The 15,158-nt window shown below is 36.8% G+C and carries 15 protein-coding genes; all 15 read left to right on the top strand.

What is annotated here, in order from left to right; translation table 11 throughout:
• Window positions 1–11 precede the first annotated feature (11 nt).
• Window positions 12–908 (top strand): TetR/AcrR family transcriptional regulator, encoded by an 897-nt coding sequence (locus NST63_RS25070; RefSeq protein WP_341044010.1) that lies wholly within the window; start codon window positions 12–14, stop codon window positions 906–908.
• Window positions 909–1,002: 94 nt separating this feature from the next.
• Entirely contained in the window at window positions 1,003–1,449 is a 447-nt protein-coding gene (gene rpiB / locus NST63_RS25065) for a ribose 5-phosphate isomerase B (protein ID WP_212945094.1), read from the top strand.
• A 57-nt stretch (window positions 1,450–1,506) separates the two neighbouring features.
• Complete coding sequence (locus NST63_RS25060) at window positions 1,507–2,091, top strand: TIGR01440 family protein (RefSeq protein ID WP_341044009.1); 585 nt, start codon at window positions 1,507–1,509, stop codon at window positions 2,089–2,091.
• 198 nt (window positions 2,092–2,289) lie between these two features.
• Window positions 2,290–3,531, top strand: coding sequence for a serine hydroxymethyltransferase (gene glyA, locus NST63_RS25055; protein ID WP_341044008.1), 1,242 nt, complete (start codon window positions 2,290–2,292; stop codon window positions 3,529–3,531).
• 130 nt (window positions 3,532–3,661) lie between these two features.
• Window positions 3,662–4,291 carry a uracil phosphoribosyltransferase gene (upp, locus tag NST63_RS25050; protein WP_071977532.1) on the top strand — a complete coding sequence of 210 codons (630 nt, stop codon included), beginning with the start codon at window positions 3,662–3,664 and terminating at the stop codon, window positions 4,289–4,291.
• A 76-nt stretch (window positions 4,292–4,367) separates the two neighbouring features.
• On the top strand, window positions 4,368–5,516 hold the full coding sequence (wecB, locus tag NST63_RS25045; RefSeq protein ID WP_212945097.1) for a non-hydrolyzing UDP-N-acetylglucosamine 2-epimerase: 1,149 nt from the start codon (window positions 4,368–4,370) through the stop codon (window positions 5,514–5,516).
• Between the two features lie 100 nt (window positions 5,517–5,616).
• Complete coding sequence (locus tag NST63_RS25040; RefSeq protein WP_341044007.1) at window positions 5,617–7,860, top strand: S8 family serine peptidase; 2,244 nt, start codon at window positions 5,617–5,619, stop codon at window positions 7,858–7,860.
• 518 nt (window positions 7,861–8,378) lie between these two features.
• A complete protein-coding gene (locus tag NST63_RS25035; RefSeq protein WP_071977535.1) occupies window positions 8,379–8,756 on the top strand; it encodes an ATP synthase subunit I in 378 nt (125 codons plus the stop codon).
• Window positions 8,757–8,777: 21 nt separating this feature from the next.
• The gene (gene atpB / locus NST63_RS25030) at window positions 8,778–9,488 is read left to right on the top strand and encodes a F0F1 ATP synthase subunit A (RefSeq protein WP_058005270.1); all 711 of its coding nucleotides are present in this window, start codon (window positions 8,778–8,780) and stop codon (window positions 9,486–9,488) included.
• A gap of 65 nt (window positions 9,489–9,553) precedes the next feature.
• Window positions 9,554–9,772 (top strand): F0F1 ATP synthase subunit C, encoded by a 219-nt coding sequence (gene atpE, locus NST63_RS25025; protein WP_058005271.1) that lies wholly within the window; start codon window positions 9,554–9,556, stop codon window positions 9,770–9,772.
• Window positions 9,773–9,977: 205 nt separating this feature from the next.
• Window positions 9,978–10,502, top strand: a complete 525-nt coding sequence (gene atpF / locus NST63_RS25020; RefSeq protein ID WP_071977536.1) for a F0F1 ATP synthase subunit B — start codon at window positions 9,978–9,980, stop codon at window positions 10,500–10,502.
• Entirely contained in the window at window positions 10,499–11,035 is a 537-nt protein-coding gene (locus tag NST63_RS25015) for a F0F1 ATP synthase subunit delta (RefSeq protein WP_212945099.1), read from the top strand. Before atpF ends, NST63_RS25015 begins: the two co-directional genes overlap by 4 nt.
• A 156-nt stretch (window positions 11,036–11,191) precedes the next feature.
• Window positions 11,192–12,700 (top strand): F0F1 ATP synthase subunit alpha, encoded by a 1,509-nt coding sequence (gene atpA, locus NST63_RS25010; protein WP_058005274.1) that lies wholly within the window; start codon window positions 11,192–11,194, stop codon window positions 12,698–12,700.
• Window positions 12,701–12,799: 99 nt separating this feature from the next.
• Window positions 12,800–13,657 carry a F0F1 ATP synthase subunit gamma gene (locus NST63_RS25005; RefSeq protein ID WP_058005275.1) on the top strand — a complete coding sequence of 286 codons (858 nt, stop codon included), beginning with the start codon at window positions 12,800–12,802 and terminating at the stop codon, window positions 13,655–13,657.
• A 69-nt stretch (window positions 13,658–13,726) separates the two neighbouring features.
• Window positions 13,727–15,148 carry a F0F1 ATP synthase subunit beta gene (atpD, locus tag NST63_RS25000; protein ID WP_058005276.1) on the top strand — a complete coding sequence of 474 codons (1,422 nt, stop codon included), beginning with the start codon at window positions 13,727–13,729 and terminating at the stop codon, window positions 15,146–15,148.
• Window positions 15,149–15,158: the final 10 nt, after the last annotated feature.

Below are 15,158 nucleotides of genomic sequence, written 5' to 3'. Positions count from 1 at the left end.
GGGGATACAAAATGTACGAACGAAAGAAGCATGTGATAGTAAAAGCACATCAGCTATTTATTGAAAAGGGTTTCAGAGCTACCTCGATACAAGATATTTTGGATCATAGTGGAATATCTAAAGGTACATTTTATAACTATTTCCCTTCTAAAAGTGAACTGTTTAAGGCTGTTCTTCTAAATATTCAGGAGAATTATGAAAAGGAAAGAAATGAATTACTGCTTGGAGAAAGTCCAGAAGATATAGAGATATTTGTAAAACAATTGGATTTAATGATGCAATCCAATCGAAAAAATAAATTATTAATCCTAATTGAAGAAGTTATTTTTTCGAACGACCAAGATTTAAAGAAATTTATTCAGGAAATACAAATGATGTATGTAAACTGGATACATAATCGTTTTGTTGATTTATTTGGCAAAGAAAAAAGCCCATATTTATTGGACTGTACTATTCTTTTTTTTGGCATGCTCCATCAAATGCTTCGCTATAATTTCATGGATAATGGACCAAAATATCAAGGGATAGAGATAATCCGATATTGTATGGATAGAGTGCAGCAAATTGTTAAGGACGTAAGTAAATCAGATGTGCAATTATTGAATCCAGATATATTAAAAGAGTGGTTATCGCAGACAACTGATCATACCAATGATTTTTTTGATGAACTGGTGCACCTATCGGAGGAATTGAAGAAAGAGATCGTGCAAATGATTCACAAAGAAACGGATAAAATAAAATACATTCAGACGGTTGATTTTATTCTAGATGAGATAAGGGGAAGCAAAGTTCCGCGTTTGTTTTTAATTGAGAGTTTACTTGTTTTTTTAAAGAAATGTTCGGAGCTAAAGAAAACGAAGGTGTTTGAGGATTATCAACGGCTTATAGAGAAGTATGTACTAGTATAAGAAGGAGCTTTCACGTGTACTGGAAGCTTTATATATTCTATTAAGTGTGTAACAATATTATCAAGAAAATATTCTATATAATGGAGGTTTTAAAATGAAGGTTGCATTAGCGTCTGATCATGGTGGTATTCATATTCGTGAGGAAATACGAAAGTTATTAGAAGAGCTAGGCATTGAGTATGAAGATTTTGGTTGTGATTGTGAAGGATCTGTTGATTATCCGGACTATGCTTTACCTGTGGCAACTAAAGTAGCAAATGGGGAATTTGATCGTGGGATATTAATTTGCGGAACAGGTATCGGAATGAGTATTGCCGCTAATAAGGTAAAAGGGATCCGCTGCGCATTGGTTCATGATGTATTTAGTGCAAAGGCGACTCGTCAACACAATGATACGAATGTTTTGGCTATGGGTGAAAGGGTTATAGGTCCAGGTCTTGCTTTAGAAATTGCTAAAGTATGGTTAACTACTGAATTTGAGGGTGGAAGACATTCACGCCGAATTGAAAAAGTAACAAATTATGAAGAACAAAATTTATAATTGTTCCTATAGATCTTCTTTTAATAGCAAAGGCGCTACTTATAGTGAGGTGTTAGGATGGATAAGGATTTATTGCAGTGGGAAAAACAATTGGAGCAAATCTTAAGTGATTTCTCATCTCAGGTTACTTTTAAAAAGGGGCAGGTATTAGTTGTTGGATGTTCCACTTCAGAAGTGATTGGCGAAAGAATCGGAACTGCAGGAAGTGATGATGTTGCTGCGATTATCTACAAGCATGTGATGAGATTTGCAACCCAACATAGTCTATTTCTAGCATTTCAGTGCTGTGAGCATTTAAATAGGAGCCTGGTGATTGAACGGGAGATTGCTGAACGTAGAGGTTGGGAAGAAGTTAATGTGATTCCGGTTAAAACAGCTGGTGGTGCTATGGCAACCTATGCTTATCAGCATTTTAATGATCCAATGATAGTGGAATTTATTCAAGCTGATGCAGGTATAGATATTGGTGATACATTTATAGGTATGCATTTAAAGCATGTAGTTGTGCCTATAAGGGTAGTACAAAAATCAATTGGATCAGCCCATGTTACTCTTGCTACAACTCGACCTAAATTAATTGGTGGAGCAAGGGCAGTCTATAACAAATCCCTTTCCTCTAACGATGGAAAGTCATGCTCATAAAAAAATATTTTTACAACCATTTCGAATACATATTATATAGTGGAAATTTTATAATGAGCATATTTGTAGCATCGCAATGAACTTTTAAAAAAGCTTTCTTAAATAATTTAAGTTTTAAGAATTAAATAACTTGCCTGCAAGAAACTATGTTAAAATAGGTACGTATTTGACTATTTGTTGACGCAGGAGGGGACCAATATGAGTAAGATAGCAGGGCAGGACAAAGAAGTATATCTAGCAATTCAAGATGAACTAAAACGTCAGCAATCGAAAATTGAGTTGATTGCATCTGAGAACTTTGTAAGTGAAGCTGTAATGGAGGCACAAGGATCTGTATTAACAAATAAATATGCAGAAGGATATCCAGGGCGCCGTTATTATGGTGGCTGTGAATATGTAGATGTAGTTGAGGATTTAGCTAGAGATCGTGCAAAGGAAATTTTTGGTGCAGAACATGTAAATGTACAACCTCATTCAGGTGCACAGGCGAATATGGCTGTTTATTTTACCGTCCTTGAACCAGGTGATACTGTTCTAGGTATGAATCTTTCTCATGGGGGTCATTTAACACATGGTAGTCCCGTTAACTTCAGTGGTGTACAGTATAACTTCGTGGAGTATGGCGTTAATGAACAAACCCATATGATTGATTATGAGGATGTATTGAGAAAGGCACGTGAGCATAAACCGAAATTAATCGTAGCTGGTGCAAGTGCGTATCCTAGAGTAATCGATTTTAAAAAGTTTCGTGAGATAGCAGATGAAATTGGTGCTTATTTAATGGTTGACATGGCGCATATTGCAGGTTTAGTTGCTGCAGGATTACACCCAAGCCCAGTGCCACATGCAGATTTTGTTACAACAACAACACATAAAACATTACGTGGACCACGTGGCGGAATGATTTTATGTAAAGAAGAATTTGCCAAAAAAATTGATAAATCAATATTTCCTGGAATTCAAGGTGGTCCATTAATGCATGTAATTGCTGCGAAAGCAGTTGCTTTTGGAGAAGCTCTTCAGGACAGCTTTAAAGAATACTCTCAACAGGTAATTGATAATTCGAAACAACTTGGAGATTCTTTAATGAAAGAAGGGTTAAATCTTGTTTCTAACGGAACAGATAACCATTTATTATTGGTTGACTTACGTTCTTTAGGCTTAACAGGAAAAGTAGCAGAAAAGGTTTTAGATGATATCGGAATTACTGTTAATAAAAACACTATTCCTTTTGATCCAGAAAGCCCTTTTGTAACGAGTGGAATTCGTATTGGAACAGCTGCTGTAACTTCTCGTGGATTTGGAAGTGACGAAATGGATGAAATAGCTTCCATTATTGGAGATACGTTGAAGAATTATGAAAATGGTGGGAAATTAGAAGAAGCACGCAAGCGTGTTGCTGCACTAACAGAGAAGTTCCCGCTCTATCCAGAAAAATAATAATATTATAATAGATAAAAAGGAGTTTATTCAATAAGGTCTTACCTTGAGAAGAGACTCCTTTTTCGTGTAGAATGGGAATGGTAAATCTGTCATGACGATAAAAGATAATAATAAAGGAGAGAACGAAATGGGAAACGTTTATGTAATTGACCATCCTCTAATTCAACATAAGTTAACTTATATAAGGGATAAAAATACTGGAACAAAGGAATTTCGCGAACTTGTAGATGAAGTAGCAACACTCATGGCATTCGAGATCACAAGAGATATGCCATTACAAGAAATTGAAATTGATACACCTGTAAGTAAGGCAAAAGCTAAAATCTTGTCAGGTAAGAAAATTGGTATTGTCCCTATTCTTCGAGCTGGGATTGGTATGGTAGATGGTGTCTTGAAATTAATTCCTGCTGCTAAGGTTGGTCATATTGGTTTATATCGTGACCCAAAAACATTAAAGCCAGTTGAATACTATGCTAAGCTTCCGAACGATGTAGAAGAAAGAGACTTTATCTTAGTTGATCCAATGCTGGCAACTGGTGGATCTGCAGTTGAAGCGATTAATTCACTAAAAACACGTGGAGCTAAAAATATAAAATTTATGTGTCTAATTGCTGCGCCAGAAGGTGTTGATGCAATTAAAGAAGCTCATCCAGATGTTGATATCTATATTGCTGGATTAGATGAAAAATTAAATGAAAAAGGCTATATTGTTCCAGGCTTAGGAGATGCAGGAGATCGTTTATTCGGAACTAAATAGTAATGCCATGATACTCTATTCTAAAAAGGGGAAGGGATACATATATAGAATCTTCCCCTAAAAAGGAGAAAATGACATGACAAAACCAATTAAAGTAATGACCATATTTGGCACAAGGCCGGAAGCGATCAAAATGGCACCTCTTGTATTAGAATTACAAAAGCATCCAGATTCCATTGAATCGATCGTAACTGTCACTGCGCAGCATCGACAAATGTTAGATCAAGTATTGGAAATATTTAATATTAAACCAAACTACGATTTAAATATAATGAAAGACCGTCAAACCTTAAAAGATATAACAATAAAGGCTTTGGAGGGCCTTGATCGTGTCATGAAAGAGGCAAAGCCTGATATTGTTCTTGTACATGGGGACACAACAACTACTTTTGTTGCAAGTCTCTCAGCCTATTATAATCAGATTGTTGTTGGACATGTAGAAGCAGGATTAAGAACATGGAATAAATATTCCCCATTCCCTGAGGAGTTAAATCGTCAATTAACCGGTGTAATAGCTGATATACACTTTGCTCCAACTGATAAAGCAGCGAATAATTTACTAGATGAGAATAAAAAATCCGAAAGTATTTATATTACGGGAAATACGGCAATTGATGCATTAAAAACTACCATCAAAAAAGATTATACTCATGATGTACTTGAAAAGCTTGGAGATGACCGATTAATTCTACTAACAGCCCATCGAAGAGAAAATCATGGAGAACCAATGCGAAACATGTTTCGTGCAGTTAAGCGGTTAGTAGAAGAAAATTCGAATATTCAAGTGGTCTACCCGGTACATTTAAATCCTGTTGTACGGGAAGTAGCATCTGATATCTTGGGAAATGATCCGAGAATTCATTTAATCGAACCTTTGGATGTTATAGATTTTCACAATTTTGCTGAACGTGCACATTTAATATTAACGGATTCAGGAGGAGTTCAAGAGGAAGCACCATCATTAGGTGTTCCAGTTCTTGTTCTGCGCGATACAACTGAGCGTCCTGAAGGGATTGAGGCAGGAACGTTAAAATTAGCAGGGGTAAATGAGGAAACTATTTACCAATTAGCTACGGAATTACTAACAGACCCTGTGGCATATGAGAAAATGTCTAAAGCAACCAATCCATATGGGGATGGACAAGCTTCTAAAAGAATTGTTGAGGCCATTCAATATCATTTTCATCAAAGGGAAAATAAACCTGAATCATTTAAGCCACTGTAAAAGACGGAGTAATCCGTCTTTTTTTCTTTTATCATCTAGTTTCGTGTATATCACTTTCAGGGTGAGAGATGATAATGGAAAAAGATGAGGGGGAATTTTTTTGTTGCGACGTTTATTTCTGCTTACTATCGTTTTACTTTGTTTGATTCCGCAAAAGGGTTTTGCCCAAAAATGGGTCTTTCCTTCCCTCCCTTCTCCTTCTCCCGAAGAGAAAGCTATTATGATTTTTGCTACAAAGGGTCCACCTAATATTTCAGAAATAAAGACGGTTCTTAATCAATACCCTTCATCAAGTTTAAGAATGATATTTACACAAACTTTTGAGGGTTTTTCAGTCAGTGGGAAAAGAAAAGAATTACTCCAATTAGCGCGCATGTATCAACCAAGATATACTATGTTTGAAAACTCCATTTACACTGTAGATGATGAGGTTAGCTCCCCTTTAGAAATCATTGGAGCGAAAAATGCGGCATCTTATACAGATTCAAAAGGAAATCGTTTAACTGGTAAAGGAATCAGGATCGGTGTAATCGATACAGGAATTGATTATACCCATCCAGATTTAAAAGCGAATTATGGTGGTGGATTTGATTTAGTCGATAATGACAATAATCCGATGGAAACATTAAATTACCAAGGGAAACCTACTATTCATGGGACACATGTGGCAGGAATTATTGCTGCAAATGGTCAAATGAAGGGTGTGGCACCTGAAGCAAAAATATTTGCATATAGAGCATTGGGGGCAGGGGGAAGCGGAACAACTGAGCAAGTGCTTTCAGCGATAGAACGGGCGGTTAAGGACAAGATGGATATTATTAATCTTTCATTGGGTTCAAATGTTAATGGACCTGATTTACCTATTAGCTTAGCACTTAATAAGGTTGTTGAGGAGGGGATTGTTGCTGTAACTTCTAATGGTAATTCTGGTCCTCATATGTGGACGGTTGGCACTCCTGGAACTTCCTCTAAGGCAATATCTGTGGGTGCATCAACGCCAACATTGAGAATTCCCTTTCTAACGACGATTCGTTCTAATAAACCTATAAAAATTAATTCTTTAGTAGGAAGTAAAATGTGGAGCCTTGATAGGTCATATCTAATTGAAGAAGTTGGTCTGGGAAATAAAGATGAAATGAAACAGCTGCGTGGGAAGATTGCATTAATACAACGTGGTGGAATGACATTTACGGAGAAAGCTAAAAATGCTGAAAAGGCAGGAGCAGTTGGGGTGCTTATTTACAATAATACAAAAGGCGATTTTATGGGTAAAATTGAAGGAAGCCTCTCCATTCCTGTTGGTGCTATTTCAAAAAAGGATGGTGAAAGTTTAATTAAGCAAGTAAACAAAACCAAAATTCTTGCCAAAACAATTTATAAAGAGGAAAAGGATCTATTAGCTGATTTTAGTTCGCGTGGTCCAGTTACTTCAAATTGGTCGATTAAACCGGATATTATTGCTCCAGGGGTGTCCATTAAGAGCACGGTCCCTAATAACCGATATTTGGAACTTCAAGGAACAAGTATGGCTGCCCCTTATATTGCAGGAGCAGCTGCTTTAATTAAGCAAGCACATCCAAAATGGACACCAACGGAAATTAAGGCGGCTTTGATGAATACGGCCACACCCCTATACAATAATGGAGGTGCACGTTATAAAGTATTCGAGCAAGGAGCAGGAAGGGTAAATATTGATAAAGCAATTCATACGGAAACACTCGTAATCCCTGGCAGCCTATCATTCGGATTACTAACGAATCAATTTGATGAACGCCGTAAGGAAGTTGTTGTACAAAATATGAGTCAAACAACGAAGAAATACCGATTTCAGATTCCTCCAAGTAATCTTTATGTAGATTGGAAGCTTCCATTATCATTTGAGCTAAAGCCAGGGGAAAAGAAAAAAATATTGATTAATGCATTTATTAAAAGAGAGTTTGAAAATAGGAAGGAAATTATGGAAGGGGAACTTTCATTATTAGAAGCCAATGAAGAAATTAAGATACCTTATATATTTATTAAAGAAGAACCATCGTATCCAAGGTTGATGGGCTTGACAATTGTACAAGGAGATCGTCCCAATACTTATCGTTACGAAGTATACCTACCCATGGGAGCAGACGAATTTGGTATGGCACTTTTTGATCCTAAAACGTTGGCTTTTAAGGGTTATTTAGATGTTGGGAATAACATTAGTCCGGGAATAAAAGAGAATCAAATAACTATACCGAATCAAGAAGGAGTTCGGCAATTGGTTGTTGTGGCCTTTGCTAGAAAAAATGGTTTTGAGGATAAAATATCTCAAACATTAAAATTTAAGACAGACTTGGATGGAAAAAAATAAATATGGAAAAGTGGTGGAAGAACAACTAAAATATAAGAGTATGAATAAGGACATGCAGTGATCCTTTTATTAATTGAAAAACTAACTATTTCAAAATTTGATGATTTTGTGACAAATTTTGAATAGACCCTAGAGTACATGCGGTTTTTCATAGAAACCAATTGACATTGGTAATACCCTATTGTATGCTAACAGAGGGTGTTAAATGATAGGGTTTACAGTGTTTTTTCGACAATAAAAGACGCTTGTTTACTCATCTTTAAACAAGGCAACTCTACGAGAAATCAAATGGAAAATTGTAAGTGTGATAAGAGTTAGAAGATTAGCTTTTTCCTATATGGTCGATTGAAGTCTACCATTCTTACTTTTACGGGATTTTTGGAGACCTTGGCTGTAGTTGAGTTGATCCTCTTTAATGCTGAACCACTATTTTCATCGGACTACTCCTGGCTAACATGCTTCATGTTAAGCCTGCTTCATTCAGTCTGACATTTCTTTTCGGGAGAGATTAGAAAGATATGCCGGAACTCCAACTAATGTTTAATAGGCATCGTAAATACATGCTTTATCTTTTATCCCTATATATCTTAGGTTGGGGATTTACCCAATATCAATCTGTATTTTTAGGATTATTTTTTGGCACGACTATTAGCCTTTATAATCATTGGCTTATGGTTAGGCGAACTAAGAGATTTGGCGAAGCAGTAGAGACTGGAGGTAAATTTCGGTCTTTTGGAACTGTGACAAGAATGGTGGCAGCGGTCCTTGCTGTCATGGTAGCCACTCGTTATCCAGATTATTTTAATTTCTTATGTGTTATTTTGGGATTAATGACTTCATATGTCGTCATTATGATAGATTTTATTATTCATCATATTATACAATCACATAAATAGCAGGAAGTGAGGTGAATTTGATTGGAACATGAAGCGCCGTTATGGGAATTTATGGGGCTTACTTTTAACTTAGCAAACGTTTTAATGATTACAGTTGCCTCATTAATTGTATTTATTATTGCGCTGATCTCAACAAGGAAGTTAGCGATGAAGCCAACAGGTATGCAAAACTTCTTTGAATGGATTATGGATTTTGTTAAAGGCATTATTAAGAGTAACATGGATTGGAAAACAGGTGGAGCTTTTCACGTGTTAGGTATTACAGTTATTATGTATATCTTTGTTTCCAATATGCTAGGTCTTCCATTTTCAGTTGTGATAAATGGGGAGCTTTGGTGGAAATCACCAACTGCAGATCCAACTGTTGCTTTAACGCTAGCCATAATGATTGTGGGATTAACTCATTTTTATGGTGTTAGGCAAAAAGGATTTGGTGGGTATTTAAAAGGTTTTAAAGAACCATTTGCGTTTATGATTCCTTTCAAAATTATTGAGGAATTTTCAAACACATTAACTTTAGGTCTCCGTCTTTACGGAAACATCTATGCAGGTGAGATTTTATTATCACTTCTAGCAGGTGGACTTGCAACTGGAGTAGGTGGAACAATAGCCGCTATTATTCCAACACTTGCATGGCAAGGGTTTTCAATCTTTATCGGTTCAATTCAAGCATTTATTTTCACAATGTTAACGATGGTTTATATGGCCCACAAAGTGAGTCACGACCATTAATATATTTTTTTCGTAATTCATTATCTTATAAAAACTTTTTATACAATTAAAGGAGGAACTTTATAATGAGTTTGGGTGTAATCGCAGCAGCAATTGCTATCGGTTTAGGTGCACTAGGTGCAGGTATTGGTAACGGTCTTATTGTATCTCGTACAGTTGAGGGGATTGCTCGTCAACCTGAAGCACGTGGTATGCTTCAAACAACTATGTTTATCGGGGTTGCATTAGTTGAAGCCCTTCCGATTATCGCAGCGGTAATCGCGTTCATGGTTGTTAATAAATAGTTTTAACATTCCTAAATGGCGAAGATCATTCTGATAGAACCTTCGCCATTGCTTTATGTTAGACTACCGAATGATATTCTACTGTACTTAGGGTAACAAGTATAGCAGATATACGAGAATAAATACGAATAATATGCATGTTTCTATAGAAAGCTTATCCATCTCAACTGGATAGGTATTGACTCTTTGAAGGGAGTGAATAACGGTGACAACAAGTAGTTTTGTACTTGGATCAGCTGATCATCCGTTTTTAAATACGGGAGATATTGTGTTCCAGCTGGTCATGTTTATCATACTGTTAATCTTATTAAAGATATTTGCTTGGGGCCCATTAATGGGAATCATGAAGCAACGTGAAGAACATGTTGCAAATGAAATTGAGACAGCAGAAAAAAGTCGTGCTGAAGCAAGCAAATTACTAGATGAACAACGTGAATTACTAAAAGAAGCTCGCCATGAAGCACAAGGATTAATTGAAAATGCTAAAAAACAAGGTGATCTTCAACGTGAAGAAATTATAAATACTGCAAGAGCTGAAGCCAATCGCTTAAAAGAAAGTGCGAAAATTGAAATTGAACAACAAAAGGAACAAGCAGTTTCTGCATTACGTGAACAAGTAGCATCCCTTTCTGTTCTAATTGCTTCTAAAGTGATTGAAAAGGAAATTACTGTTGACGATCAAGAAAAGCTTATTAATGACTATATTCAAGAGGCAGGAGAAAAACGATGAGTAACAACGCAGTTGCAAAACGTTATGCTACCGCGCTTTTTGAGCTTGCAAATGAGCAAAATCTTTTAGAACTTATCCAAGGAGAACTTCGTGAAATAAAGAAGTCAATTAAGGATAACCCAGAATTGATTAATCTTTTAAAATTACCCAAGCTTTCTTCAGATAAAAAGAAACAGGTTATTAGAGAGATTTTTCAATCTACTTCACCGCTGGTTGTAAATACACTAATGTTATTGTCTGACCGACATCGCGTGGACGAAATAACTAGTGTTGCAGATGAGTTTATTGAACTTGCTAATAGCAATCGTGGGATTGCAGAGGCAACTGTATATTCAATTAGACCGTTAACGGCTAATGAAAGTGCTGCAATATCATCTGTTTTTGCACAAAAAGTTGGTAGAGTTTCATTAAATATTGAAAATATCATAGATACGGAATTACTTGGTGGAGTGAAAATTCGTATTGGTAATAAAATATTTGACGGCAGTCTTCGTGGCAAATTAGACCGTCTAGAACGTAGTTTAATAAGTTAAGCTCTTTTTAAACCTTTATTCCTGTACAAGATAAAGTTTTAAATGGGTAATCGCTTTCCATACTCTGGTATGTAGTTAAGAGCTTGAAATCAAATCTATTAAAGTAATATCTATGCGAAAAGTCGTTATTAAATTTTAACATGAGGGGTGAAATTCATGAGCATTAAAGCTGAAGAAATCAGCGCGCTGATAAAAAAGCAAATTGAAAACTATCAGTCTGAAATGAAGGTTAGCGATGTTGGTACTGTTATTTCGATCGGTGACGGTATCGCTCGTGCTCATGGTCTCGACAATGCTATGTCTGGTGAGCTTGTAGAGTTTTCAAACGGAGTTATGGGCCTTGCTCAAAACTTGGAAGAGAACAATGTAGGTATCATTATTTTAGGACCATATACTGATATTCGTGAAGGTGACGAAGTTCGTCGTACAGGTAGAATTATGGAAGTACCTGTTGGTGAAGAATTAATTGGCCGTGTTGTTAACTCATTGGGGCAACCTGTTGATGGATTGGGGCCAATAAATACCTCAAAAACACGTCCGATTGAAAAGAAAGCTCCGGGAGTAATGGCTCGTAAATCTGTACATGAACCATTACAAACAGGTATTAAAGCGATTGACGCACTTGTTCCAATTGGACGCGGTCAACGTGAATTAATCATTGGTGACCGTCAAACTGGTAAAACAACAGTTGCAATCGATGCAATTATTAACCAACGCGATCAAGATATGATTTGTATCTATGTAGCGATTGGTCAAAAAGAATCTACAGTTCGTAGTACTGTAGAAACTCTTCGTAAGCACGGTGCATTAGATTATACAATTGTTGTAACAGCTTCGGCGTCACAACCATCTCCATTGCTATACTTAGCGCCTTATACTGGGGTAACAATGGGAGAAGAATTCATGTACAACGGCAAGCATGTTTTAATTATTTATGATGATCTTTCAAAACAAGCTGCTGCTTATCGTGAACTTTCCTTGTTATTACGTCGTCCTCCAGGTCGTGAGGCATATCCAGGGGATGTATTCTACTTGCATTCACGTTTATTAGAGCGTGCTGCAAAGCTGAATGATGAATTAGGTGGAGGTTCAATTACTGCCCTACCATTTGTTGAAACACAAGCAGGGGATATCTCTGCATATATTCCGACAAACGTTATTTCAATTACAGATGGTCAAATCTTCTTACAATCAGACTTATTCTTCTCTGGTGTACGTCCTGCGATCAATGCGGGTCTATCTGTATCTCGTGTAGGAGGATCAGCGCAAATTAAGGCAATGAAAAAGGTATCTGGTACATTACGTCTAGACCTTGCATCATTCCGTGAACTTGAATCCTTTGCACAGTTCGGTTCGGATTTAGATGCAGCTACACAAGCTAAATTAGCTCGTGGACAACGTACAGTTGAAGTATTGAAACAAGATTTGAATAAACCAATTAAAGTAGAAAAACAGGTAATGATTCTTTATGCATTAACTAAAGGCTTCTTAGATGACATTCCTGTTCAAGATATTGTTCGTTTTGAGTTGGAATTCTACACTTGGTTAGATGCAAACCGTGCGGAATTATTAAGTCAAATTCGTACCACAGGTGGATTACCTGCTGATGAAGATATGGCTTCGGCGATTAATGAATTTAAAAAGACTTTTTCTAAATCTGAATAATACTGTTTGAAAATAGATGTAACCTTTTAGCCTTCGCTGTTAATTAGGATGAAATCCTTAATCGTGAAGGCCTACTTAAAACAAGGGTGGTGAGATTTAGTGGCATCCTTACGTGATTTAAAATCTCGTATTAATTCGACGAAAAAAACTAGCCAAATAACAAAGGCAATGCAAATGGTATCTGCATCTGCTTTAAATAGAGCTGAAATGAATGCAAAATCTTTCGTTCCATATATGGAAAAAATCCAAGAGGTAGTTGCAAGTATTGCTCTTGGAAGTAAAGATGCAACTCATCCAATGCTCCTAACTCGTCCCGTCAAAAAAACTTGTTATTTGGTAATTACCTCCGATCGTGGTTTGGCAGGAGCGTATAACAGTAGTGTATTGAAGTTAGTTCATAATAAAATTCTCGAAAGACATCGTTCTAAGGATGAATATGTCATTGTAGCAATTGGACGTGTAGGTACTGATTATTTCAGAAATCGTGATATGAACGTAGTACTAGATGTAATTGGTCTTCCTGATCATCCATCATTTGCAGATATTGTAAAAATAACAAATAAAACAGTTAGCATGTTTGCAGATGGTACGTATGATGAACTTTACATGTATTACAACCATTTCGTAAATGCAATCAGTCAAGAAGTCACAGAGAAGAAGCTATTGCCACTTACTGATATTGCATCATCTAATAAGTTGATTTCGTATGAGTTTGAACCATCTGCTGAAGAAATTCTTGAAACTTTACTTCCTCAGTATGCAGAGAGTCTTATATACGGAGCATTGTTAGACGGAAAGGCAAGTGAGCATGCAGCTCGTATGACTGCAATGAAAAATGCAACTGATAATGCAAAGGAACTAATTGATTCATTAACACTTTCTTATAACCGTGCACGTCAAGCAGCCATCACACAAGAAATAACTGAGATTGTTGGTGGAGCAGCTGCACTTGAATAGACTGAAAAATGATTGTTTAAAAGAGGCTTTTACTAAAGCTTTCTCTAATGCAAGATAGGAGGGAAAATGATGAACACTGGACGCGTTCTTCAAGTAATGGGTCCGGTTGTTGACGTCAAGTTTGATAACGGTCAACTTCCAGATATTTATAATGCGTTAAAAATTCAATATAAAGCCCAAACTGCAACTGAGGTTGATATTGATTTAACTTTAGAAGTTGCACTTCACTTAGGTGATGATTCTGTACGTACGATTGCTATGGATTCGACAGACGGTGTCCAACGTGGAATGGATGTACTTGACAGTGGTGCACCAATTTCTGTTCCAGTAGGTGACGTAACTCTTGGTCGTGTATTCAACGTATTAGGTGAAGCAATTGATTTAAATGGTGAAGTTCCTGCAGATGCTCGTCGTGATCCGATTCATCGTACAGCACCAAGTTTTGAACAGCTTTCAACAGAAGTTGAAATTCTCGAAACAGGTATTAAAGTAGTTGACTTACTTGCTCCATATATTAAAGGTGGTAAGATTGGTCTCTTTGGTGGTGCCGGTGTAGGTAAGACTGTATTAATTCAAGAGTTAATTAATAATATTGCCCAAGAACATGGTGGTATTTCTGTATTCGCTGGTGTAGGAGAGCGTACTCGTGAGGGGAATGACCTTTACTGGGAAATGACAGATTCAGGCGTTATTAAGAAAACAGCAATGGTCTTTGGTCAAATGAATGAGCCACCAGGTGCACGTATGCGTGTTGCTTTAACTGGCTTAACTATGGCGGAATATTTCCGTGATGTACAAGGTCAAGACGTGCTTCTATTTATTGATAATATTTTCCGTTTCACGCAAGCTGGTTCAGAGGTATCTGCCCTTTTAGGACGTATGCCTTCTGCGGTTGGTTATCAACCAACACTTGCAACTGAAATGGGTCAATTACAAGAACGTATTACATCTACAAATGTAGGTTCAGTAACATCGATTCAAGCAATTTACGTTCCTGCCGATGACTATACAGATCCGGCTCCAGCAACAACATTTGCTCACTTAGATGCAACAACAAACTTAGAGCGTAAACTTTCTGAAATGGGTATTTACCCTGCGGTAGATCCACTTGCATCTACATCCCGTGCACTTTCACCTGAGATTGTAGGTGAAGAGCATTATAATGTAGCTCGTCAAGTTCAACAAACATTACAACGCTATAGAGAATTACAAGATATTATCGCTATTTTAGGTATGGATGAGTTAAGTGATGATGACAAACTTATTGTTGCTCGTGCTCGTCGTATCCAGTTCTTCTTATCCCAGAACTTCCATGTAGCTGAACAATTTACAGGTCAAAAAGGATCTTATGTACCTGTAAAAGAAACAGTTAAAGGATTCAAAGAAGTACTTGAAGGTAAATACGACCATCTTCCAGAGGATGCTTTCCGTCTTGTTGGTTCCATTGAAGATGTTATCAAACAAGCTAAAGAGATGGGCGTAGAGGTATAATAAGGGACCA

Source organism: Heyndrickxia sp. FSL W8-0496, assembly GCF_038007825.1.
Lineage (GTDB): Bacteria > Bacillota > Bacilli > Bacillales > Bacillaceae_C > Heyndrickxia > Heyndrickxia oleronia.
Note: the sequence above shows the minus strand (reverse complement) of the source record. Positions and strands in the feature narration are given on the sequence as shown.